27 protein-coding genes are annotated in these 21,722 nt (G+C 41.4%); all 27 read right to left on the reverse strand.

Features of this window, described 5'->3' with window-relative positions; translation table 11 throughout:
* Positions 1–8 precede the first annotated feature (8 nt).
* Positions 9–1,091 (reverse strand): flagellar biosynthesis protein FlhB, encoded by a 1,083-nt coding sequence (flhB, locus tag AZE41_RS15455; protein WP_067211211.1) that lies wholly within the window; start codon positions 1,089–1,091, stop codon positions 9–11.
* 1 nt (position 1,092) lies between these two features.
* Positions 1,093–1,869, reverse strand: a complete 777-nt coding sequence (gene fliR, locus AZE41_RS15460; protein WP_067211213.1) for a flagellar biosynthetic protein FliR — start codon at positions 1,867–1,869, stop codon at positions 1,093–1,095.
* A gap of 4 nt (positions 1,870–1,873) precedes the next feature.
* Positions 1,874–2,143, reverse strand: a complete 270-nt coding sequence (gene fliQ, locus AZE41_RS15465) for a flagellar biosynthesis protein FliQ (RefSeq protein ID WP_067211214.1) — start codon at positions 2,141–2,143, stop codon at positions 1,874–1,876.
* Positions 2,144–2,155: 12 nt separating this feature from the next.
* Entirely contained in the window at positions 2,156–2,821 is a 666-nt protein-coding gene (gene fliP, locus AZE41_RS15470) for a flagellar type III secretion system pore protein FliP (RefSeq protein WP_067211217.1), read from the reverse strand.
* Positions 2,814–3,524 (reverse strand): flagellar biosynthetic protein FliO, encoded by a 711-nt coding sequence (locus AZE41_RS15475; RefSeq protein ID WP_067211220.1) that lies wholly within the window; start codon positions 3,522–3,524, stop codon positions 2,814–2,816. Before AZE41_RS15475 ends, fliP begins: the two co-directional genes overlap by 8 nt.
* A 7-nt stretch (positions 3,525–3,531) precedes the next feature.
* A complete protein-coding gene (locus tag AZE41_RS15480) occupies positions 3,532–3,894 on the reverse strand; it encodes a response regulator (RefSeq protein WP_067211221.1) in 363 nt (120 codons plus the stop codon).
* Positions 3,895–3,913: 19 nt separating this feature from the next.
* Positions 3,914–5,140 carry a flagellar motor switch phosphatase FliY gene (fliY, locus tag AZE41_RS15485; RefSeq protein WP_067214012.1) on the reverse strand — a complete coding sequence of 409 codons (1,227 nt, stop codon included), beginning with the start codon at positions 5,138–5,140 and terminating at the stop codon, positions 3,914–3,916.
* The gene (gene fliM, locus AZE41_RS15490) at positions 5,133–6,131 is read right to left on the reverse strand and encodes a flagellar motor switch protein FliM (RefSeq protein ID WP_067211224.1); all 999 of its coding nucleotides are present in this window, start codon (positions 6,129–6,131) and stop codon (positions 5,133–5,135) included. Before fliM ends, fliY begins: the two co-directional genes overlap by 8 nt.
* A gap of 143 nt (positions 6,132–6,274) precedes the next feature.
* Entirely contained in the window at positions 6,275–6,700 is a 426-nt protein-coding gene (gene fliL, locus AZE41_RS15495; protein ID WP_067211227.1) for a flagellar basal body-associated protein FliL, read from the reverse strand.
* Entirely contained in the window at positions 6,690–6,911 is a 222-nt protein-coding gene (locus AZE41_RS15500; protein ID WP_067211230.1) for a flagellar FlbD family protein, read from the reverse strand. The genes fliL and AZE41_RS15500 overlap by 11 nt, the downstream gene beginning before the upstream one ends.
* A 93-nt stretch (positions 6,912–7,004) precedes the next feature.
* Complete coding sequence (locus tag AZE41_RS15505) at positions 7,005–8,132, reverse strand: flagellar hook-basal body complex protein (RefSeq protein ID WP_067211231.1); 1,128 nt, start codon at positions 8,130–8,132, stop codon at positions 7,005–7,007.
* An 86-nt stretch (positions 8,133–8,218) separates the two neighbouring features.
* Positions 8,219–8,599, reverse strand: coding sequence for a TIGR02530 family flagellar biosynthesis protein (locus AZE41_RS15510; protein WP_067211234.1), 381 nt, complete (start codon positions 8,597–8,599; stop codon positions 8,219–8,221).
* Positions 8,600–8,618: 19 nt separating this feature from the next.
* On the reverse strand, positions 8,619–9,287 hold the full coding sequence (gene flgD, locus AZE41_RS15515) for a flagellar hook assembly protein FlgD (RefSeq protein WP_067211237.1): 669 nt from the start codon (positions 9,285–9,287) through the stop codon (positions 8,619–8,621).
* Between the two features lie 3 nt (positions 9,288–9,290).
* On the reverse strand, positions 9,291–10,607 hold the full coding sequence (locus AZE41_RS15520) for a flagellar hook-length control protein FliK (RefSeq protein WP_067211239.1): 1,317 nt from the start codon (positions 10,605–10,607) through the stop codon (positions 9,291–9,293).
* 40 nt (positions 10,608–10,647) lie between these two features.
* On the reverse strand, positions 10,648–11,250 hold the full coding sequence (locus tag AZE41_RS15525) for a MotE family protein (protein ID WP_067211241.1): 603 nt from the start codon (positions 11,248–11,250) through the stop codon (positions 10,648–10,650).
* A 7-nt stretch (positions 11,251–11,257) separates the two neighbouring features.
* A complete protein-coding gene (gene fliJ / locus AZE41_RS15530) occupies positions 11,258–11,707 on the reverse strand; it encodes a flagellar export protein FliJ (RefSeq protein WP_067211244.1) in 450 nt (149 codons plus the stop codon).
* A complete protein-coding gene (fliI, locus tag AZE41_RS15535; RefSeq protein ID WP_067211246.1) occupies positions 11,704–13,035 on the reverse strand; it encodes a flagellar protein export ATPase FliI in 1,332 nt (443 codons plus the stop codon). Before fliI ends, fliJ begins: the two co-directional genes overlap by 4 nt.
* Before the next feature lie 2 nt (positions 13,036–13,037).
* The gene (fliH, locus tag AZE41_RS15540; protein WP_231885695.1) at positions 13,038–13,808 is read right to left on the reverse strand and encodes a flagellar assembly protein FliH; all 771 of its coding nucleotides are present in this window, start codon (positions 13,806–13,808) and stop codon (positions 13,038–13,040) included.
* Entirely contained in the window at positions 13,801–14,814 is a 1,014-nt protein-coding gene (gene fliG, locus AZE41_RS15545) for a flagellar motor switch protein FliG (RefSeq protein ID WP_067211247.1), read from the reverse strand. The genes fliH and fliG overlap by 8 nt, the downstream gene beginning before the upstream one ends.
* A gap of 14 nt (positions 14,815–14,828) precedes the next feature.
* Positions 14,829–16,421, reverse strand: a complete 1,593-nt coding sequence (gene fliF / locus AZE41_RS15550; RefSeq protein WP_067211250.1) for a flagellar basal-body MS-ring/collar protein FliF — start codon at positions 16,419–16,421, stop codon at positions 14,829–14,831.
* A gap of 59 nt (positions 16,422–16,480) precedes the next feature.
* Positions 16,481–16,795, reverse strand: coding sequence for a flagellar hook-basal body complex protein FliE (gene fliE / locus AZE41_RS15555; RefSeq protein ID WP_067211252.1), 315 nt, complete (start codon positions 16,793–16,795; stop codon positions 16,481–16,483).
* 24 nt (positions 16,796–16,819) lie between these two features.
* Positions 16,820–17,281, reverse strand: a complete 462-nt coding sequence (gene flgC, locus AZE41_RS15560; RefSeq protein ID WP_067211254.1) for a flagellar basal body rod protein FlgC — start codon at positions 17,279–17,281, stop codon at positions 16,820–16,822.
* Between the two features lie 2 nt (positions 17,282–17,283).
* Entirely contained in the window at positions 17,284–17,676 is a 393-nt protein-coding gene (gene flgB / locus AZE41_RS15565) for a flagellar basal body rod protein FlgB (protein WP_067211257.1), read from the reverse strand.
* A gap of 329 nt (positions 17,677–18,005) precedes the next feature.
* The gene (gene codY, locus AZE41_RS15570) at positions 18,006–18,782 is read right to left on the reverse strand and encodes a GTP-sensing pleiotropic transcriptional regulator CodY (RefSeq protein ID WP_067211258.1); all 777 of its coding nucleotides are present in this window, start codon (positions 18,780–18,782) and stop codon (positions 18,006–18,008) included.
* 87 nt (positions 18,783–18,869) lie between these two features.
* Entirely contained in the window at positions 18,870–20,267 is a 1,398-nt protein-coding gene (hslU, locus tag AZE41_RS15575) for an ATP-dependent protease ATPase subunit HslU (RefSeq protein WP_231885845.1), read from the reverse strand.
* Positions 20,267–20,812: an ATP-dependent protease subunit HslV gene (gene hslV, locus AZE41_RS15580; RefSeq protein ID WP_156476072.1), complete on the reverse strand. Its 546-nt coding sequence runs from the start codon at positions 20,810–20,812 to the stop codon at positions 20,267–20,269. The genes hslU and hslV overlap by 1 nt, the downstream gene beginning before the upstream one ends.
* Before the next feature lie 9 nt (positions 20,813–20,821).
* Positions 20,822–21,721 carry a tyrosine recombinase XerC gene (gene xerC / locus AZE41_RS15585; protein ID WP_067211266.1) on the reverse strand — a complete coding sequence of 300 codons (900 nt, stop codon included), beginning with the start codon at positions 21,719–21,721 and terminating at the stop codon, positions 20,822–20,824.
* Position 21,722: the final 1 nt, after the last annotated feature.

Below are 21,722 nucleotides of genomic sequence, written 5' to 3' on the forward strand. Positions count from 1 at the left end.
TGGCCAAATCAAATTTTACGTTGAATTCTGTATACATACGCGAGTATTTCAGCTATTGCTTTGAAGAACTCTTCAGGAATCCTTCCTCCAATTTCAACATCGTCATAGAGCGCTCTGGCAAGTGGCCTGTTTTCTACCATGACAATGTTGTTTTCAGTGGCAATCAATTTAATCTTTTGAGCGACGAAATCAACACCTTTTGCAACAACGATGGGCGCATCCATATCCCCATCCTTATACTTCAGTGCAATTGCATAATGGGTCGGATTAGTGATGACGACATCTGCATTGGGCACTTCCTGCATCATACGTCGCATCGACATTTCGCGTTGGCGCTGCTTGATCTTAGATTTTATAAGGGGATCCCCTTCAGAGTTTTTATATTCATCCTTAATATCCTGTTTGGACATTCGGAGATTTTTTTCATAGTCATATTTTTGATACATAAAGTCAAGAATTGATATGAATAACAAAACAAATGCTGCCGTTATTCCCATCAATGCGGCAAGTTGCCCGACCGTCGTTAATATGTCCCAGGGGCTTTTAAATGCCAGTCCTAGTACTTTATCGATATTCGACATGAGGATAAGTGTTGTAGTTGTTCCGATAAATGAAATTTTTAGTACCGACTTCATTAATTCAATAATGGCACGGATTGAAAAAATTCGCTTAAGTCCTTTAATTGGATCTATTTTCTTCAAATCCATTTTCAATGGTTCAGCAGTAAGAAGCAAACCGAACTGAAATAGATTCCCTGCCACCCCTGCAACTACGGCAATGAGCATGACGGGTAATAAAAGAAATGCCATTTGGATTAAGACATCTCCATAAATGAGCATTGCCTGATCCTCATCTAGATTAGATATAGGTATATATTCAGTGAATGCCTGATGGAAAAACACGAAAAAGCGGTCCCTCATAAATCCTGCGGCAAAAAACAGGAAAAGGAACACGGCAAGTAGCAGGATTGCACTTGTAACATCCTGGCTTTTTAAAACCTGGCCTTTTTTTCGAGAATCTTGACGTTTTTTAGGAGTGGCTTTTTCGGTCTTTTCCCCTGCGAAGAATTGCAGATCAAGCCGCAACATCATACTAGCCACCTCCAAGAATTAACATCAAGTCCCTCATACTAATAATCATTACTTCAAATAATTTCTTCATCATTTGAACCATAACACCCATCATAATGAACAGAACGATGAAACTAACCCCAATCTTGATTGGGAAACCTACAACGAAAATATTTAATTGTGGCACCGCTCTTGCAGTGATTCCAAGTGCTAAATCGACGAGGAATAATGTTGCGACGATTGGAATTGACATTTGGAAGGCGATTGCAAATGAGGTTGCAAAAGTCCGAATGACGAAATCAACCATTCCCTCTTGACCAAAGGCCGGCCAAAGTTGATCTGCCGGGATGAATTGGTAGCTATAAAAAATACCATCCAAGAGCATATGATGGCCGTTTAACGCCAGTAATAATAGAATCGCCAACGAGTTAAAAAATTGACCAAGAAGTGGAGATTGCGCTCCAGTTTGCGGATCAATAACGTTCGCAATTGCAAATCCCATTTGAAAATCGATAAAACCGCCAGCGATTTGAATGGCAGACATAACGATGAACGCGATGATTCCAATGAATAATCCTGTCATTGCCTCTTTCACGACTAACAATAGATACGCTCCATTAATCTCCAGTACAGGCATGTCCACTGTATAGACCATCGCCCACGCAAGCAAAGCACCAAATATGATACGCTGAGTAGACGGTATTGCACGATAAGAAAATAGTGGCAGTGTAACAAAAAATGCAGTAACTCGAGTCAGGATAAGTAAGTATGCTGCTAATGAAGGGACTAGTTCTTCCATTTAATCACCCGATATACCGTCCAAGATTCTCAAAGATATCCGCTGTAAACGTTGTAACCCGTGCTAGCATCCATGGACCAAAAATGACAATTCCAACTAGGACAGAAACAATTTTAGGCACGAATGCTAGTGTCTGTTCCTGAATCTGCGTGGTTGCCTGGAAAATACTCACGGAAAGCCCTGTCACTAGTGCAAGGATAAGGAGTGGGCCTGAAGTCAAAAGAATGACCCAGATTGCACGCTCAGCTATCTCTACGACTAATTCCTCTGTCATTCAAAACCCCTCCTAAAAACTTTGCAACAATGATTTAATAATGAGATACCATCCGTCAACAAGGACGAATAGCAATATTTTAAACGGTAACGAGATCATAACTGGTGGTAACATCATCATCCCCATCGACATAAGGATACTCGCTACAATCATATCGATAACTAAAAATGGTATGAAGATCATAAAACCCATTTGGAATGCAGTTTTAATTTCACTCAAAGCAAATGCCGGAACTAACATTGTCAGTGAAATGTCTTCAAGTGATTCAGGTCGATCCGCTTTATTGTAACGAAGGAATAACTCCAAATCCTTCTGCCGAGTATGCTTACTCATAAATTCTTTAAGTGGGATACTTCCCTTTTCATAAGCTTCTTCAAGCGAAATCTCGTCCGCAAATAGCGGAGTAAGAGCCTGATCATTCACTTGCTGAAACGTTGGAGCCATGATGAAAAACGTCAGGAACAGTGCTAGTCCAACAATTACCTGGTTTGGAGGCATTTGTTGCGTTGCAAGTGCCGTTCTGACGAATGACAGAACGATGACAATCCTTGCAAAAGAAGTCATTAAAATTAGAATAGCTGGCGCTAAGGACAATACAGTCAGAAGTAGCATCATTTTGATAGATGTCGATACATTTGACGGATCACTGTCTGAAAAAAACTGAGCAATATCATTCATCGCGGTTGCGCTCCTTTTCTGTCAACCGGCTGATATGCCGTTTTCTCTCTTCTTTCATCTCCTCAAGCCTTGATTGAAAAACAGTACTGAAATCGGGTGATTCTTCCGTTTTCACACTCGAGTTACTCTTCGATTTACCCGCTACTTTAGCAAGTATCCGATTGAGCATCCCGGATACTATCTCCGTACTATTATCACCCGCGTAGAATTCAACTAGTTTGTCAATTTCATCGGGATCCGTAATTTCTTTTAACAATCGGATATCGTCTCCGACCCCGATAAGGTAATAGGATTCGCCTATGACGACCAGTTGAATCGATTTATGCTGTCCGAGCGAAATACCACCCATGTTTTTCATAAGTCGATTTTTATCGTAGAGCTTATTTTTCCGATTAACGAACTTCAATAGACCAAATAATAATCCAAGGACGAACACTAAAGCGAATAACGTTTTTATGTAGTCCCCCGCGGAGGAACCGACATCCGCCTTGTCCGTAGTGAGATCTTCAGCGGGCGGTGTTATAGCGTCCTCATCGGTGTCCGTACTGGTACCCTTTTCCGGTTCTTTGTTAAATAGTTCGGACACCGGTTTATTCGGATCAGTATCGGTCTCTGCGTGGACGGATACGTATGGCAATTGGGTTACTAGGAAGATAAGTAGAATAAAAGCTGACAAGAATTTTTGTACAATCGTTAATTTCATCCTTCGATTATCCTAATGCTTTTTCGATTGCTTCAACAACACGATCTGCCTGGAATGGTTTGACGATAAAGTCTTTTGCACCAGCTTGAATCGCATCGATTACCATTGCCTGCTGCCCCATTGCTGAACACATGATGATTTTTGCCGCAGGGTCTTTTTCTTTTATTGCTTTTAAAGCTGCAATACCATCCATTTCAGGCATTGTAATGTCCATTGTGACAAGATCAGGTTTTAAATCGAAATACTTTTCAATAGCTTGTACACCGTCTGCTGCTTCACCAACCACTTCGAAATTGTTTTTTGTCAAAATATCTTTTATCATCATTCGCATGAAAGCTGCATCGTCTACTATTAATATACGTCTACTCATTATCATTACCCCCGTTAAATTATCTTAAATTATTTAAACGTTCCGCTTGGCTTAGAATATCTGTGATTCGTACCCCGAAGTTTTCGTCGATAACGACAACTTCCCCTTTTGCGATATGGCGGTTGTTTACTAATATATCAACCGGTTCTCCCGCAAGTTTGTCCAATTCAATAATGGAACCGCTCGACATTTCCAAAATCTCCTTAACCGAACGCTTTGTTCTGCCAAGTTCGACCGTTACTTGTAAAGGTATATCAAGGAGCATGTTCAAGTTATTGGACTCTGACTTATTTAAAGATGGACTTTCAAAGTTGGCAAACTGTGCCTGCTGTACTTGTACCTGCGGTTGTTGCGGACGCATTTGCATCTGCTGTTGCGGTGCTGGCTGTCCGTATTGTGTGTCATAAACCGGTTGCTGCTTACCATGGTCATAACCATTTTGTTCGTACGACTGCTGCTGCACTTGTTGTTGATGTGCTGGCTGTTGGATAGGAGTGGATTGCTGTTCTGTTGGTCGAGTCATCTCGGCAACTGCCGCAGTTTCCTCTTCTGCATCACCACCCATGAGAGAGGCAACTAATTTCTTCCCAAATCCTAGTGGAACTAATTGCATAATGTTTGAATCGATCAGGTCGCCTACTTTAAGTGCAAACGATACTTTAATCATTAAATCATCTTCGGGAATAAGATCCCGTCCTTGGTCTTCAAGAACGTCCATCAAGTCAATTGTTGGCGGTGAAATGTCGACTTTTTTATTGAACAAAGTCGACATCGAAGTCGCCGCTGAACCCATCATTTGATTCATCGCCTCTTGGACCGCACTCAAATGGATTTCACCAAGGTCTGTATTTGGATTTAAACCATTGCCGCCTAACATAAGATCCGCAATGATCGCTGCATCGCTTTGTTTTATAACAAGTAAGTTCATACCGCTAAGACCCACTGTATAGTCTACCTTAATGGCCACATATGGATGAATGAATTCTACTTCTAAAGCTTCTTTATCCACAACCGATATAGTCGGCGTCGTTATTTCAACTTTCTGTCCGAGCAATGCAGATAATGCTGTTGCAGAACTACCGAAAGAGATATTACCAATTTCACCAAGCGCATCTTTTTCCATATCGTCTAAATAATCTGCAGTAATTATTCCCTGAGTGGTGGAGTCCTTAGGCTCATCGGTCGACAAAGGCTCCCCACGAAGTAATGCTTCAATTTCTTCCTGCGAAAGGATATTATCACTCATCATCTTCATCCCCTCCGATCTTTGTATCTATTATCTGAACAGCCATCTTATTTTTCAATTGCCCCGGCTGTGCCGTGAATTTAGGAATACCACCAATGTTTATAACGAGTGGATCGTCAATTTTACGGTCTAGCTTTACGACATCCCCCGCTTGAAGGTAGAGGAAATCCTCAATTGTCATCTCTGCATTGCCAAGTTCCGCGATAACAGACAAAGGAGCTTGTTTTAAACGTTTTTCAATAACCATACTTTGCTCTGTCGTAGGCTCTTTCTTGTTGGTCTGCATCCAATAACGTACCGATAAGTTCGGAACGATTGGTTCAAGAACGACGTGTGGAATACAGATATTGATCATTCCACTAGATTCTCCGATGATAATATTGAAAGAGATAACGACGACCGTTTCATTCGGCGATATCATTTGAAGGAATTGAGGATTGACTTCAATCTCAGTTAAGAATGGGTCGATATCAATAATTCCTGACCATGCCTCGCGTAAATTGTCAAATGAACGTTCAAATAAATTTGTCATAATCTTCAATTCAATTTCAGTCAGATTATCGACTTTTCCCGGACTTTCTCCAACCCCACCCATCATTCGATCGAGCATCGTATAAGCAATATTCGGATTTACTTCCATCAGGATATTACCGTCTAACGGTGGAACTTCAAAAATATTAATTAAGGTCATATTCGGAATTGAACGTATAAATTCCTCGAACGGAATCTGATCAACCGATGCAACACTAATTTGGACATACGTTCGTAGTTGTGCTGAAAAATACGTTGTTAATAGTCTTGCAAAGTTCTCATGAATTCTCGTTAAACTGCGAATCTGATCTTTAGAAAATCGAAGGGCACGTTTAAAATCATACACTTTTACTTTCCGTGTCTCATCTTCTTTTTTCATGTCTTCTGCAGACATTTCCCCTGTTGAAATCGCAGATAATAATGCGTCGATCTCACTTTGGGATAATATATCCCCGGCCATTATATGGTCACCTCCCGCTATCAGACTCTAGTGTAACTACTTGACTATATAGGTGAATTCAATTGAATCCGTTGCGGCGCTAGGGGGTGCCTCTCGCCCAGTTTATATAGTAATATGGGTATTCATTTGTTCAACTTGACTAGTTATTGAATAATGTAAGATACGATATAGACTTTTTGAACTTCCCCATTTTGCATTAGTGGGTTGAGATGTGCTATTAAGGCATCCTCAAATGCCTTTTTGCCAGCTTTCCCTTCAAGGTCTTTCGACGTCATCTCGGAAAGTTCTTGGATAACAATATTTTTCACTTGGAAGTCCCTTTTTGCAAGTTCTTCTCCAGCCAACTTATTATCTGTCTGGATTTTCAAAGTGAGACGTACAAATTGTTGGTTGCCAAGGTTTGTCGTAATTTCTTCTATATCAACTGATGATTCGATAATCTCATCAATTGTTGGCTCTTTTACTTCATCACCTTTATTCAGCTGCATAACGAGAATGAGTATAACTGCGCCGATAAGTGTGATACAAACTAGTATAATAAGAGATACCGACAGCACTTTATTCTTCATCTTCTTCACTCCATATATGCGGATTTGATAATAACTGGACCGCCTTATAAAACTTGATAATACGGCTATTCACCTCGTCAGCCGTATCAAGGACAACATATTTCGTTCCTGTCGTAAGAGTAATCGTCGTGTCAGGAAATGACTCGACTTTCTCTATGTACAGCGCGTTCAATGTAAATTCGGTTTTATTTAGACGCGTAACTCGTATCATATGTAAGGGGCCGGGCACAGAGCCGGCCCGACCCTCCTTTTCTAGTGAAGCTATGTTAGATTACCTGTGCTGTGATTTGTGATTCATGATTAGTTATCGTTTCAAGTTAACAAGTTCTTGTAGGATTTCATCGGATGTTGTGATAATCCGCGTGTTTGCTTGGAAACCACGTTGTGCGACAATCATTTCTGTAAATTCTTCAGCTAGGTCGACGTTGGACATTTCTAGGAAACCGGATTCTACTTTTCCAAAACCTTGTTGAAGAGCAACACCAGTTAATACTTCACCGGAGTTCGCAGTTTCTCTGAATAGGTTACCGCCTGTTTTCTCAAGACCACCTGGGTTTGAGAATTTTGCCATTTGAATTTGCCCTGCTTCTTGAAGAGTTGCCTTATTGTCTGACATTACCTTGTCGAAAACATCTTTAGCTGTATTATATGGTCCTCGAAGTGGTGTTAACGTAGTTGTAGCTGCACCTACTGCAGTTGTAGCTGCGACTTCAGCAGCTAAAGCTGTGACTTCCACAGCTTTAGCTGCTGACACTGCAGTCGCATCGGCTGGAACCAAAGCTTCAGCTTTTTTCACATCTGCTTGAGCTTTTTTCACATCTGTTTCAGCTTTTTTCAAAGTAGCTTCAGCTGTATTCAAAACCACTTCAGCAGCTTTAAAATTCTTTTCAATTGGATTAAATATAACCTCTGCCGCTGCAATTTTAGCGGCACCGCCTGGTGGTAGATCCACAAAATAAACAGTACCATCTTGACCTACTGACATAGATGATGCCGTAGTAGGTATCGTAATCTTGCCTAACTCACCTTGCACATATCTCCCGTCACCATCAACTAGATCTCCACTACTATCCATGTAAAAATTCCCTGCTCTTGTATACATAGTTTCATTGCCTTGCATCACTTGGAAAAAACCATCTCCAGCAACGGCAAGATCTAATGTATTCCCTGTAAATTGTGTAGACCCACCTGTATGAAGCGTGTCAATCGCAGCAATTTGGGATCCAAGTCCAACTTGTTTTGGGTTGACCCCACCGCGTGCATCGCCCGGTGCCGAAGCGCCTGCTACAGTTTGTGATATCAAGTCTTTAAAAATCGTACGACCTTTTTTAAATCCGTACGTATTAACGTTTGCGATATTGTTACCAATTACATCTAGTTTTGTTTGGAAGTTTCGTAGACCTGAAATCCCTGAGTACATTGAACGTAACATTTATATTTTTCCCCTTTCGATTTTAAAAAGTGTAACCGCATCTATCAGTCAGCGGTTATTGGCATCCATAAAGGTCCTGCCGAATTTTAACTAAGCACAATTGTGCCGTCGATGTTCGTAAATAATTGATCTCTCGCTTCCATGCGATCCATCGCTGTAATGACTGTAGAGTTCTTTGCACTTACGATAAGTGCTGCCTGGTCCATCAAAACGAGCGATTCTTTAATTCCCTTTAACTTTGCCTCGTTCACCTTCTCAGTGACATGTGCCCACTCAGCATCCGTTATCTGGATGTTTCGTTCTGCCAAACGCTCTGATGCGTGTTTGCTTATTTTAAGTTCAGAAGGCTGCGCCGCTTTGTTCAGATGTTCGAGAAACGATTGCTTTGGGCTTGGTGTTGATGCCAGTGCCTGTCCTTGACGAATAAGCGGCTGTGATGGAATACGATGGAGGTTTAGTTTGTCCATACAATCGCTCCGTTCTTTGTTATTTGCTTATCGATGTAAAGTTTTTACCGTCAATGCGGGTACCGTCTTCTAAGATATATTGCAGTTTTCCATCTTTATTGGAAACCGAAGCGACTATACCTATCTTCTCTTCTTCACCGTCGATATAGCCGACTTTCTTGCCGATTAGCATGCTCGCTTCAACAAGGCTGTTCGTTCCACTTGAACCAGACATTACTTCTGAAATATTACCTGGTGTCAATTCTTTGCCGTCATCCATAATGAATTTGACAGAACCATTGTCATACTTAACAGACACGATACGATTAGTACCTTCATCAACGATAGGATTGCCATCTTCACCTACAACCGAATTACCTTTATCATCAACTCTTAGTTCATGCCAACGGACTTCTTTACCGGCAAAACTGTTGTACTGAATGAGTTGTGATTGACCTTGTGCTTCCGCGAACTTTTCAAACGACTTCGATAAGTTCATCGTCTGTTCAAGTGCTGAGAACTGAGCCATTTGTGCGATAAACTCATTATCTTTCATCGGATTTGTCGGGTCCTGGTTTTGTAATTGGGCGATGAGTAACTTCATGAAATCATCTTTACCCATAACTCCATCGCCAGTTTTACGCTCATCCCGCTTTTTATTGACTAAATAATCCGTTCCTGAAATCGCTTTTTGTCCTTCAATTGCCATTCGTTATACCCCCAAATCAATCATATACTCCTGGAACGTCATTTCTTCTTCATCGTTTTGTTCATGTTGCTCTTCTGTTTCTTGTCCTTCTTTTCTGAAGTGCTGATTAAACGCTTGGTCTCGATCGTTTTTGGTTGTATCTTGCAATGTTTGAGAAACGTCGATTCGTTCTACTTGCAGATTTTGTTGAAGGAATGCGCTTCTAAGCTGATGTAACTGACTTTCTAACATCTCTTTACCAAGTGCAGTGGATGCAAGAATCCGTGCTGTCATGATGCCATTTACCTGTAGCAATTCAATTCGAACTTGTCCCAGATGTTCAGGATAAAGTTTAATGAGAAGGCGGTTCGTTCCGTCCGCTTGACCGAAATTTGCACGTTTGAAAATAGTTTGCATTTCTTTAATCAAAACTTCATTTCGTGCATTCGTACGATTTTCCACTTCAGTAAGTGTAAGTTCACCTTTAGTTGCTACAACAGTGCCTAATGCACTACTTACAACTTGTTGCGATGCATCTTTGGTACTCACCGTGCTAGGCGATGATTCTGAACCTTTTTCCATAGTTCCATCATCTGTCAAAGTTCGAGCGGCATCTACTGGAACGACAAATCGGACTATGTTTTTCGACTCTATCAATTGTACCATGCCATTCTTCGCAGAACTGCTAGAATTAAGGACATTTTCGAAACGTTCACCTGTTGTTGCAAGATAGCCTTGTAGTGTAAATACTTGCTGTTCCTGCTTCAAAAGCAAATCGGTTTTCGGCGCGGTAAGTTCTGCTGTTTTAAGCAACGTCAATAATTCGATTGCCTGTTGTTTCGATATTTCGCCTTTCCCTTCAAGCGCATCTGTCAATTGAGCGAAAAACTGTGGAGCCACTTTATCAATGGCGTTCAATACCGTCCAAAAGTCATTCGTATTGGCTACTGCTGACAATTCCTCTTCGTCAAGACCTGCTTGTTCTAATAGTTGAAGCAAGCTTTCAATCAGTTGTTTCGGTTCAAGATTGAGTAGACTTGCAAGCTCTTCTAGATTACCTAGATTAGAAATTGAATCTAGTTTACTTTCGCCATCTGTTAGGTCTTTAATAGCAGTCCCAAGCTCTTCAATAGAAGTTGCATTAAAAATTGCCATTATCGATTCATCGGTTATCCCGCTGACAGTCAGTTCCTGTACAGGAGCGACAGCTAATTGGACATTTCCAGCGATACTGCTGAAAACCGATCCAAATGAATTTGTTGCTTGCTGACCTGACTGAACATTATTCAACGAAGTCTGCACGTTCATCCCAACCATTGCTTGTAATGATGCGATGTTCACTTATTCACCTCCCTTCAAAAGCAGCTGTATAAAGTCCCAATTACTTGGTCATCATCGTCGTATATTTCGCCGCAGCTTCCGGCGACATTTTTTCCAGAATCGAAGCAAGTGTATCCGATTTCAAGTTCGTCAAAATTCGTATTGCTTCAGCATCGCTCATTTTCGTAATGACAGGTGCTGAAGATTTTGCAGACATTTGCTCAAATGTCGTTACGATATCACTAAATTTCCGTTTGGAGTCGTCTTTATCGCGCACTAGCACCGCAATTTCGTCAAGGAGTTTCTCTTGTTCAATTAGCAATTTTTCATTTTCAGTAGCTGATTTATCGAGATCCTGCTGAACCTTGAATAGTTGGGCTTCTTTCTCTTGAATTTCCGCCTGCATCGTCACGACCCTCTCTTCGAGGACCAAATCACCTGCTATAGGATCTTCTTCTTTCTTTTCAGTGATGAACGGTAAATTACCAGTCAACTCTTTCGCCTTGTCGAATACGTTGACATCTGCGAATTTCGCAATGATTAGAACGAGTGCCGTTGTGAATAACAATGGAATTAGTACCCAAAGTAACAATTTTTGAAAGGCACTACTTTTCCCCTCTTGTTCTACCTTTGGTACTCGTTCTGTTTGTTTAGTCTTTTTCACCACATTATCACCTATTTTCTCTTCTGCGGAACTTCAACGTCGACAATTCATCGAGCTGAATCGCTTCTAGCTGTTCCATTTCAGCTCGATGATGTTCACGATCTTTTTCTTTCATCTTTTCAAACTTTCGAACTTCAAGCGTCTTTTCCAACAGCTTATTCTCGTACCAATTCATTTTCGAGCGAGCCTGCACGACTTGCTGTTGTACCACTGCTATTCTTTTCTCTAAGCTACTAATGAATCGAGCATAGTAATGAATTTCATTAACCGAAAAACCGACCGCCATCTTGACCTGTTGTTCGGTGAGCGTATCTTCTTTCTTTTTCAGCAAGTCATACAGTTTAGTGGCAACTGTTTCGAATGCCTCGACTGACCCTTTAAATTCCACTTCAGTTTCGGTTTTTTCTTGTTCACGGAAAGTCAGTACTTTATCAAAACGGTAATTATAAGGCTTCATACGTTCCCGCCTCCCGCACCGAGTGACACGAGCTCAGCTATACTGTCCTCAATTGAAATATTATCTTTGAAACCTTGTTTTAAAAAGTTTGTAATAAGTGGTTCGAATTCAATTGCTTGATCAATTTCTTTAGATGTCCCGCGTTTATAGGCTCCGATATTAATCAGATCTTCGGATTTATTGTAGGTGTAATAAAGTTCGCGCAATCTTTCTGCTGCTTTGACATGCTCTGGATCCGCAATATGGTTCATAAGCCGGCTAACGCTTTTCAATACGTTGATTGCAGGATATTGTCCTTTGTTCGCAAGTGTCCGATCGAGTACAATGTGACCGTCCAGGATTCCTCGAACTGCATCAGCAATTGGCTCATTCATATCATCGCCATCTACAAGTACTGTATAGAATGCCGTAATGGATCCATTCTCATTGGTGCCCGTACGTTCCAGCAATTTTGGCAAGATAGCAAAGACAGAAGGGGTATAACCGCGCGTAGCAGGTGGTTCTCCGACAGCGAGTCCTATTTCCCGCTGCGCCATCGCTACCCGTGTTACTGAGTCCATCATAAGCATGACGTTCATGCCTTTGTCTCTATAATACTCAGCGATTGCTGTTGCGGTAAACGCTCCTTTAATACGCATAAGCGCAGGTTGGTCCGATGTTGTAGCAACAACAATCGACCTACTCATGCCTTCAGGTCCAAGATCACGTTCGATGAATTCGCGGACTTCACGGCCACGCTCGCCTATCAGTGCTATGACATTCAAATCGGCTGTCGTATTACGAGCAATCATACCAAGCAACGTACTTTTTCCAACACCAGATCCCGCGAAAATTCCGACACGCTGACCTTTTCCAACTGTCAACATACCATCAATCGCCTTGACACCCACCGCAAGCTTTTCGCTGATTGGCGGACGGGTAAGGGCATTAGGAGGGTCTTGTTCTGTCCGAACAGTCGTCAACCCTCTCGGAAGGATGCTGTTATCGATTGGGTTCCCCATCGAATCAAGCACTTTCCCTACTAAATTCATACCTACTTTGATTTCAAGCGGTTTCCCCAAACTTTCAACAAGGCAACCGCTAGAAATATCACGGATATTTGTGTAAGGCATCAGAATGACGATTTCTTCCTTAAATCCGACAACTTCTGCTTTAATAATCGAGTCGGCCTTGCCTGTATTATTTAAATGGATATGGCAGACATCACCGATTGAACTTTCAGGTCCTTGTGACTCAATCATCAAACCAACAACGCGGACAACGCGTCCAAGCTTTTTAAAAGTCTTTATATTTGGAATGACCGCAATTAAGTCCTCTGCTTTTTTCATCGTCAATCACCACTTTCCATGATACCGATGAGTTTCTCCCTTAGTTCATTCAACTGTTCGTCAATGCTGACAACAATCCGCCCATGATTTGTTTCGATATAGCACTCGTTTGATTCAAAATCATCATTTGCAAAAATAAGGAATGGCACATTCGGCGGGAAAACCGATGCCAATTCAGAACGATTATCGGATACAAGTTCGAAGTAATCTAGAGAAACATACAACTTAATCTCTTTCATTTCACGCGTTTCTTTTAAGGCTCTTTTTACAACCGATAAATAAACTTCCTTATCATCTTGAAGTGCTTGTCCAATAATCCGCTCTGTAGAAAGCATTGCAAGATCGAGAATGATGCGTTCTTGGCTTACAAGATATTGACGCGCATTTTCATAGGATAACTCCGTCGTTTCATTTGCAGTACTAATAGAAGCTGCCATATCCGATAATGACTTATTACGCCCCTCTTCGTAACCGACTTGAAACCCTTCATCATATGCTTGTTGTTGAAGTACAGTTTTTTCGTTCTGCCAGGCTGCTTGCATCGATAAGATATCTTCAGTGGCAGTTTGTCTCAGTTGTTCAATTGCCTCTTTTTCCTGCTCATTTATCGTGTTGGCCTCTTTCAACAAGCGGTCCCGTTCAACAAGTATGGATTCTAAGGACAAACTCACTTCCGCGTCGACTTCTTGCGAAACGTAAAGGCTCCGAATGGAGATTTCTTTCGTTTCTCCATCCTCCAATATCGTATTGAATGAACGAAATACGTTAGACAATGATGTCATCTCCTCCACCACGAGCGATTATGATTTCACCTGTTTCTTCCAGTCTGCGAATCGTGCTCACAATACGAGATTGAGCATCTTCGACATCTTTCAATCGAACAGGTCCCATGACTTCGATCTCTTCTTGGAATGATTCCGCCATCCGTTGGGACATATTCCTGAACAAGACTTCTTTCACTTCTTCGCTAGAAACCTTCAGCGAGAGGATTAAATCTTCATTTTCACAGTCGCGGATAATACGTTGAATCGAACGGTTATCCAATGTAACAATATCCTCGAAGACAAACATGCGTTTCCGAATTTCTTCTGCAAGTTCGGGATCTTGAATTTCAAGTGCATCAAGAATTGTTTTCTCTGTTGTCCTGTCGACTCCATTAAGCACTTCGACGACTGCATCGACGCCGCCAGTTTCCGTGTAATCTTGCGTTACGGTTGAAGATAGTTTTCTCTCAAGTACCGCTTCGATTTCACTGATGACCTCTGGTGAAGTTGAGTCCATCGTCGCAATTCTTCTCGCGATATCCGCCTGCATCTCCTGTGGCAATGCCGATAAAATCAGTCCAGCCTGTTCTGCCTCTAAGTAAGACAAGATAAGCGCAATTGTTTGCGGATGCTCGTTTTGAATAAAATTCAAAATTTGTGATGGATCGGCACGTCTAGCAAAATCGAAAGGTCGCACTTGTAATGAAGATGTTAAGCGGTTGATAATTGCTTGCGCATGATCTTTACCAAGTGCTTTTTCAAGTACCGTTTTCGCGTAGCCTATACCGCCTTGCGAGATATAATCCTGAGCAAGTGCTATGTGATGAAACTCTTCGATAATTTCTTCTTTCACGGTTGCCTCAACTTTTTTGACACCTGAAATTTCAAGCGTTAGGCGCTCAATTTCGTCTTCATTCAAGTGCTTATAAATTGCTGCTGACACTTCCGGACCGAGGGATATGAGCAGAAGTGCTGCTTTTTGTTTTCCTGTCATCCCTTTTTCTTTCTTAACCACAGTTCATCCCTCCGTCATTCCTCGGCTATCCATGTACGCAATAGTTTGGCAAACTCTTCTGGTTTCTCTTTTGCCATCTTCTCGAGTTGTTTCCTACGGACAGTTCCTTCTGTTTCAAGTTCATTATTAATGTCATCTACGTCAAATGTTGCAAGCTGTTCTTCCATAATCAATTCTTCTTCCATTTCTTCCGCTTTTCGGCGATTCCTAATGGACATAAACACTAGAATACCGATAATAAGAAGAAGGACCCCACCAATCACGTAAATCCACCATGGGATTGCGGACTTCGGTGTAGACAAGTCTACTGTTTTCCCATTAAAAGGCTGTACGGAAACAGCAATCTTGTCATTCAATTCCGCCATCGTCAGCGCACCAGCAGCCTCTTTGTCGATAGATGTACGAATGATTGTTTCCAATATGCGCTGGACATCATCTTGCATTCCCGGTGGCATTGATGTTGGATCATCTGCTGTTGGTGGTTCAACCATTACTTGGATTCCGATATCACGAATCTTATAAGGGCTTTCAACAATTTCTTTACGAATGCGGTTCACTTCATTGTTAACCGTTTCTTCGATTTTTTCATAATCGCCGTTTGAAAAGGACCCTTCCACGTAGCCAGTTCCATTATCTGTAGGGTCCTCTCCTGCAGGAGTTCCACCCGCAACTGGCCCATTTCCTGTAAACGATTCAGTAAGACGCTGTACGCTAAGTGCAATGCCTTCCATACTCTCCTCGTCGACGGGCTGTACAAGATTCTCTTCCCTGTTTTCAAGTTGGAAGTCAATATCAGTTGTAACTGAGACCACAATTTTATCTTGTCCCATCATTGTTCCAAGCATCATCTGTACTTGGCGTTGCAAATCACGTTCGATTGTTTTTTTAAGCGTCATTTGATCCGTAATGCTAGGTCCGTACGCATTATCTGTAGCTTTCAAATCAAAATACTCGGAGTACTGATTCATGATGACAATATCATCAGTCGACAGATTCGGTATACTTTTCGATATTAGATTATAAAGTGCAGTAATCTGTGGTTCAGTGAATTGGTGTCCCGCATCAGTTTTCAACATGATTGATGCACTTGCCTGTTGCGTACTCTCATTCAAAAAAACACTCTCTGTTGGCAATGTGACCATTACTTTTGCATCTTTTACACCTTCGATACCTTTAATCAGGTTCGCAAGTTCAGTTTGCATCGAAGCAAGTTTAATCATATTGAACTCATTGTCCGTCGTTCCAAATCCCGCATTTTCTGCAAAGAACGAGTAATCAATCATTCCTGAGTTTGGAAAACCTTCTGCCGCAAGGGATACCAATAAAGAGTCTACGCTGTCCCGCGGCACTAGTATCGATGTCCCACCTGGTGCAACTTTATTTTTAACCCCTTGAGCATCAAGCTGTTCTTTAATGCGTCCGATTTCCGCCCGAGACACCTCCGAATAGAGTGGCACATATTCCGTCCTTGATAGAAAGAACGTCAAGAAAGCAGCGATTAAAATAACGGCGATAGTGGATCCGATATAAGTACCTTTTTGTATTTTTGTACGACTCGACCAAAACGTTTGTAGATCCGTCTTGATTTTCGTCAATCTTTCATTCATTGTAATCCCCCGGTCAACTTGCGTAATTCAATAATGGACAACTTATATGTCGCGTACACTCAAACAGGCATCCGGATGACTTCTTGATACGCTTCAATTACTTTATTTCGAACTTCCATCGTTGCATTTAACGCAATCGACGCCTTTTGTGCTGTAATCATGACATCATGAAGTTCGACATCGCCACCACGCACTAATTTTTCCGTCATCATATCTGAATCTGATTGTTTATTATTAACTTCTTGAATCGCATCTTTTAAAAAGGTTCCGAAACTTTGTTGCGCTTCATATGGTGTTGGAGTTGGTTTCATTTGATTTTCCATTTTAAGTACTCCTGCTGATTGCACAGGATTAAAAATAGACTGTATAGCCATTAAGGTAACATCCTTCCAGTATCATTATTTGCCGATTTCAAGAGCTTTCATAAGCATTGATTTATTAGCATTAATCACTGTTACGTTTGCTTCATAAGAACGTGTAGCGGACATCAGGTCAATCATTTCCCGCAGCGGATCAACATTTGGCATCGAAACATATCCTTCGTCATTCGCATCGGGATGAGACGGATCAAAGACAAGTTTAAATGGCGTTTCGGTATCTTCTTTAATCCTAGAAACCGTAACGCCATATCCTGCCGACCCTTTTATTGATTTACCCATCGAGGCATTTAGCATCGATGAGAATTGCCCTTCACGCGGTTGAAATGTAACTGATTTACGGCGATAGGGTTGCCATTCACCGTCTACCATTTTCCCCCGCGTTGTATCGATGTTCGCCATATTGGACGAAATGACATCCATCCGCATGCGTTGCGCTGTCAATGCAGATGCAGACGTATTCAAGCTATGGAATATCGTCAACGTCAACGACCTCCTTTAATTACATTTTGTAACGTATTGAACTTTCCGTTAATACGGTCGACAACTGCGTTATAGTAAATTTGGTTAGCCGCAAGATCAGCCTGTTCCTTATCCATATCTACGCCATTTCCATCTTGTCGATAACGAAGATTTGAGTAATTAAAAACACCTGAATGCGCCGTATTAGGCTTGAAATTGATATGCCGCTCGTCTGTTTTATAAGCTTCCAACGAATTCGCTTGAACATTTGCAAAAACATCTTTAAAGCTGACATTTTTCGCTTTATAATTCGGCGTGTCGACATTTGCTATATTTTGCGAAATCGCTTTCCCTTTTGTTGCAGAATAATCCAATCCGCGCTCCAATTGCGTTATCGTCGATCCAAACAAATTCATTGTTACCACCTCTTGTTCCCTCTATTGGTGAATCAAATAGTATTCATTCCCCAGTACTAATCTATTACTCTTAACACATACTTCTATTGTAGCGGATTTTGTTGATTCTTGTCTATATTAGAAGGATAATATCTATTAGTTCAAAACAACCTTTTTTATAGTAGATTAATTATATAAATAGAATACTTAGTTCCAAAGCCTTCATTTATCCATTACTCTTATACACACCCTTCAAGTGTCAGTTTATTCCTTTTATTTTGATTTATATAAAGAACAAAAAAGCACTTCTCCCCAAATCCGGAAGAAGTGCCTTTATACCTAATACATACTTATGATTTTTGTTTTTCAAGTTCTTCAAGGAATTTATTATTAAGGACCTTGATATATGTCCCTTTCATTCCTAGGGAACGAGATTCGATAACGCCAGCACTTTCTAGTTTACGAAGTGCATTTACGATTACAGAACGTGTAATACCTACACGGTCTGCAATTTTAGATGCGACTAGTAGACCTTCATTACCATCAAGCTCATGGAAAATGTGCTCAATCGCTTCGTGTTCACTATAAGAAAGGGAATTGATAGCCATTTGAACAACTGCTTTACTACGTGCTTCGATTTCAATTTTCTCTGATTTCTCACGTAAAATTTCCATCCCGACAACAGTCGCACCGTATTCCGCAAGGATCAAATCATCATCCTGGAAATCTTCTTTAAGTCTAGCCAAGATTAGTGTACCAAGACGTTCACCGCCACCAACGATTGGAACAATTGTTGTTAAGCCGTCTTTGAAGAGTTCACGATTTTCAACTGGAAAGACTGTGTGTGAACTGTATACATCCAGATTTGAAGATGTTTCTCTTACTTCAAACAAACGATTTGTATATTCCTCAGGGAATTTACGATCAACGAACATTTGCTTCATGCGTTCGTTTTCGATTTGGTGGTGTATTTCTAAACCAAGTAATTTCCCTTTTCTGCTTACGATAAATGCATTACAGTCGATAACAGAACTAAGCTTCTCAGCCATTTCCTTAAAGTTTACAGGTTTTCCTGCCGATTCTTGTAGCATTGCGTTAATTTCACGTGTTTTTGATAATAAATTCATTTGTTTTTTTCCTCCTCATAATAGTTGCTTAGCGTTTAGTGAATATTCTAAAGGTTTTTAATCATTAAATAAACTAAAACGTTTCAATTAAAGTATAAAATGTGATAAATCTTTATTTTTCGCGATATCTTTCAGCTTTTCATCGACATACGCGGGTGTTATTTTAATCGTTGCCGGTCCGATATCAGCCGCTTCATACGATAGTTCTTCGAGTAATTTCTCCAAGATAGTATGTAGACGCCTTGCACCGATATTCTCCGTATCATCATTCACTTCAAATGCAATTTCAGCAAGTCGGCTAATTGCTTCGTCAGTAAAATCCAAAACAACATTTTCCGTATTGAGCAATTTTTCATATTGACGGATAAGAGAAAAATCAGGCTCTTTTAAAATACGTTCAAAGTCATTCTTCGTCAGCTTTTCAAGTTCGACCCGAATTGGAAAGCGCCCTTGCAGTTCCGGAATAATATCGGAGGGTTTTGACATATGGAACGCCCCTGCCGCAATAAACAAAATGAAATCGGTCTTTACTGTACCGTACTTAGTCGAAACAGTCGAGCCTTCAACGATTGGTAATATATCCCGCTGAACGCCTTCCCGTGAAACATCTGCTGACGAACCACTTCCGCCCCGACTAGCAATTTTGTCCATTTCATCAATGAAGATGATACCTGACTGCTCTGTAAGCTCGATTGCTCGTCTTGAGATTTCATCATGATCAATCAGCTTGTCAGCCTCTTCCGCTTCAAGTGCGATGCGGGCATCCTTTACTTTCATTTTGCGCTTGACTGTCTTTTTCGGCATAAGAGAAGAAAATGCGTCTTGCATATTCGCACCCATCTGTTCCATACCCGACCCTTGTAAAGCGTCAAACATAGATGGCTGCTGTGCAGTAACTTCTACAGTGACCATTTGTTCTTCAAGTTCCCCCGCTTTGAGGCTTGTCGCAATCTCAGAGCGTTTACGCTTCACTTCGGCTACTTCTGCATAATCAGGTTCTTCCTGCTCTGCTTTTTGGCCAAACAACATTTCAAACGGGTTTTGCATACCGCCCATTTTCTTTTTTTCAGGAACAAGTAATTCGATTAGTCGTTCTTCTGCAAGAATAACCGCATGCCCTTTCACAGCTTCACGCTGCTCTTCCCGAACAATTCGAACGCCCGCTTCTGTTAAATCTCTTATCATCGACTCGACATCACGGCCTACATAACCTACTTCTGTAAACTTCGTCGCTTCTACTTTAAGGAATGGAGCATTTACTAGCTTAGCGATTCTTCTCGCGATTTCAGTTTTCCCGACACCTGTCGGACCAATCATAAGTATGTTTTTCGGTATGATTTCACTTTTCTCGTCATCAGAAAGCAGACTTCTTCTGTACCTGTTACGAATGGCTACAGCCACTGCACGCTTGGCTTTGTCTTGACCGATAATATATCTATCGAGATGTGCAGTCAATTCCTTGGGTGTCAGCTCTTGTCTCTTTATCATTCGAGTACCTCCACAATAATATGATCATTTGTGAAAACGCATATTTCTGCAGCCGTCTCTAGTGCCGCTTGGGCAATTTCTGCTGCAGTGAGCGAATGCCCACTGTACTTTTTCAAAGCCCGGCCAGCCGCAAGTGCGTAATGGCCACCTGAACCGATTGCCAAAACACCATCATCCGGTTCAATTACTTCTCCTGTTCCAGACACGAGTAACAAACGCTCGTTATCCATTACAAGGAGCATCGCCTCAAGTTTCCGTAGAATCCGGTCACCACGCCATTCTTTCGCAAGTTCAACAGAAGCCCTTTGAAGGTTGCCATTGTACTCTGTCAGTTTGGCTTCGAACAATTCGAATAGCGTAAAAGCGTCCGCTACCGATCCCGCAAAACCTGCCAGTACTTTACCACCAAAAATTCGGCGGACTTTTTTTGCCGTATGTTTCATGACGACTGCATTTCCTACCGTCACTTGCCCATCGCCTGACATGGCACAAGACCCTTCATGGCGAATGGCAAAGATTGTCGTTGCATGGAATTCCATCAGATCATCCTCCTATGCTCGCGGATGCGTATTCATATATGTTTTCCTTAAATGCTCTTTTGTTATATGTGTATACACTTGCGTTGAAGATAAGTGACTGTGTCCAAGTAGCTCCTGAACGGTTCTCATGTCGGCGCCCCCCGCCAAAAGGTGGGTGGCAAAAGAGTGGCGAATCATATGTGGATAGATTTTAGAGTGAAGTGATGCGCGTTCCATCATCATGCTTAAGATATGGCGCACACCTCGATCAGTCAGTGGGTCTCCCCGCAAATTGACGAACAGCATGTCGTGCTCTTTCTGTTTCATCAAATTCAGTCTACTTTTCTCACGATAAGCATCCAGTGCAGATTGCGCAAAACTACCGAATGGTACATATCGTTCCTTACGTCCTTTTCCCATTACCAAAACAATGCCAAGGTGATCATCGATATCATGCATTTTGACAGCAGTCAGCTCGCTGACCCGCATGCCGGTTGCGTAGAGTAATTCAAGGAGTGCATAATCACGCAAAGACTTTCTATCTTCCCCCTCACAGGATGAAAATAAGGTCTCCATTTCCTCTTCATAAAAAAAAGCCGGAAGTCTTTCTTCCTTCTTCGGGTGATGGAGAGAACGAAATGCGCTATCACTAATGTCATACCTGTCATTTGAAAATTTGAAAAAGGAACGGATAGAAGATATTTTTCTAGAAATCGATGCTCTCGATAAACCCAAGTCATACAGTTCAGTAGCATAAAGTCTTGCTTCAGGGTAAGTCACATCGTTCAAATCTGTAATGCCTTCGACTTCCAGGAACGACAGAAATGCATCAACATCTTTTTCATACTCTGATACTGTGTGATATGAATAGTTCTTTTCTAAGCGTACGTACGAAATGTATTCATCACGGATGATAGAAGGTTGTACTGTCATA

The organism is Sporosarcina psychrophila, from assembly GCF_001590685.1.
Taxonomy (GTDB): domain Bacteria; phylum Bacillota; class Bacilli; order Bacillales_A; family Planococcaceae; genus Sporosarcina; species Sporosarcina psychrophila.

Coding starts and splice junctions, on each gene's coding strand:
- flhB (WP_067211211.1), bottom strand. CDS start 1,091: ATGATGTTGCGGCTTGATCTGCAATTCTTCGCAGGGGAAAAGACCGAA.
- fliR (WP_067211213.1), bottom strand. CDS start 1,869: ATGGAAGAACTAGTCCCTTCATTAGCAGCATACTTACTTATCCTGACT.
- fliQ (WP_067211214.1), bottom strand. CDS start 2,143: ATGACAGAGGAATTAGTCGTAGAGATAGCTGAGCGTGCAATCTGGGTC.
- fliP (WP_067211217.1), bottom strand. CDS start 2,821: ATGAATGATATTGCTCAGTTTTTTTCAGACAGTGATCCGTCAAATGTA.
- AZE41_RS15475 (WP_067211220.1), bottom strand. CDS start 3,524: ATGAAATTAACGATTGTACAAAAATTCTTGTCAGCTTTTATTCTACTT.
- AZE41_RS15480 (WP_067211221.1), bottom strand. CDS start 3,894: ATGAGTAGACGTATATTAATAGTAGACGATGCAGCTTTCATGCGAATG.
- fliY (WP_067214012.1), bottom strand. CDS start 5,140: ATGAGTGATAATATCCTTTCGCAGGAAGAAATTGAAGCATTACTTCGT.
- fliM (WP_067211224.1), bottom strand. CDS start 6,131: ATGGCCGGGGATATATTATCCCAAAGTGAGATCGACGCATTATTATCT.
- fliL (WP_067211227.1), bottom strand. CDS start 6,700: ATGAAGAATAAAGTGCTGTCGGTATCTCTTATTATACTAGTTTGTATC.
- AZE41_RS15500 (WP_067211230.1), bottom strand. CDS start 6,911: ATGATACGAGTTACGCGTCTAAATAAAACCGAATTTACATTGAACGCG.
- AZE41_RS15505 (WP_067211231.1), bottom strand. CDS start 8,132: ATGTTACGTTCAATGTACTCAGGGATTTCAGGTCTACGAAACTTCCAA.
- AZE41_RS15510 (WP_067211234.1), bottom strand. CDS start 8,599: ATGGACAAACTAAACCTCCATCGTATTCCATCACAGCCGCTTATTCGT.
- flgD (WP_067211237.1), bottom strand. CDS start 9,287: ATGGCAATTGAAGGACAAAAAGCGATTTCAGGAACGGATTATTTAGTC.
- fliJ (WP_067211244.1), bottom strand. CDS start 11,707: ATGAAGCCTTATAATTACCGTTTTGATAAAGTACTGACTTTCCGTGAA.
- fliI (WP_067211246.1), bottom strand. CDS start 13,035: ATGAAAAAAGCAGAGGACTTAATTGCGGTCATTCCAAATATAAAGACT.
- fliF (WP_067211250.1), bottom strand. CDS start 16,421: ATGAATGAAAGATTGACGAAAATCAAGACGGATCTACAAACGTTTTGG.
- fliE (WP_067211252.1), bottom strand. CDS start 16,795: ATGGCTATACAGTCTATTTTTAATCCTGTGCAATCAGCAGGAGTACTT.
- flgB (WP_067211257.1), bottom strand. CDS start 17,676: ATGAATTTGTTTGGATCGACGATAACGCAATTGGAGCGCGGATTGGAT.
- codY (WP_067211258.1), bottom strand. CDS start 18,782: ATGAATTTATTATCAAAAACACGTGAAATTAACGCAATGCTACAAGAA.
- xerC (WP_067211266.1), bottom strand. CDS start 21,721: ATGACAGTACAACCTTCTATCATCCGTGATGAATACATTTCGTACGTA.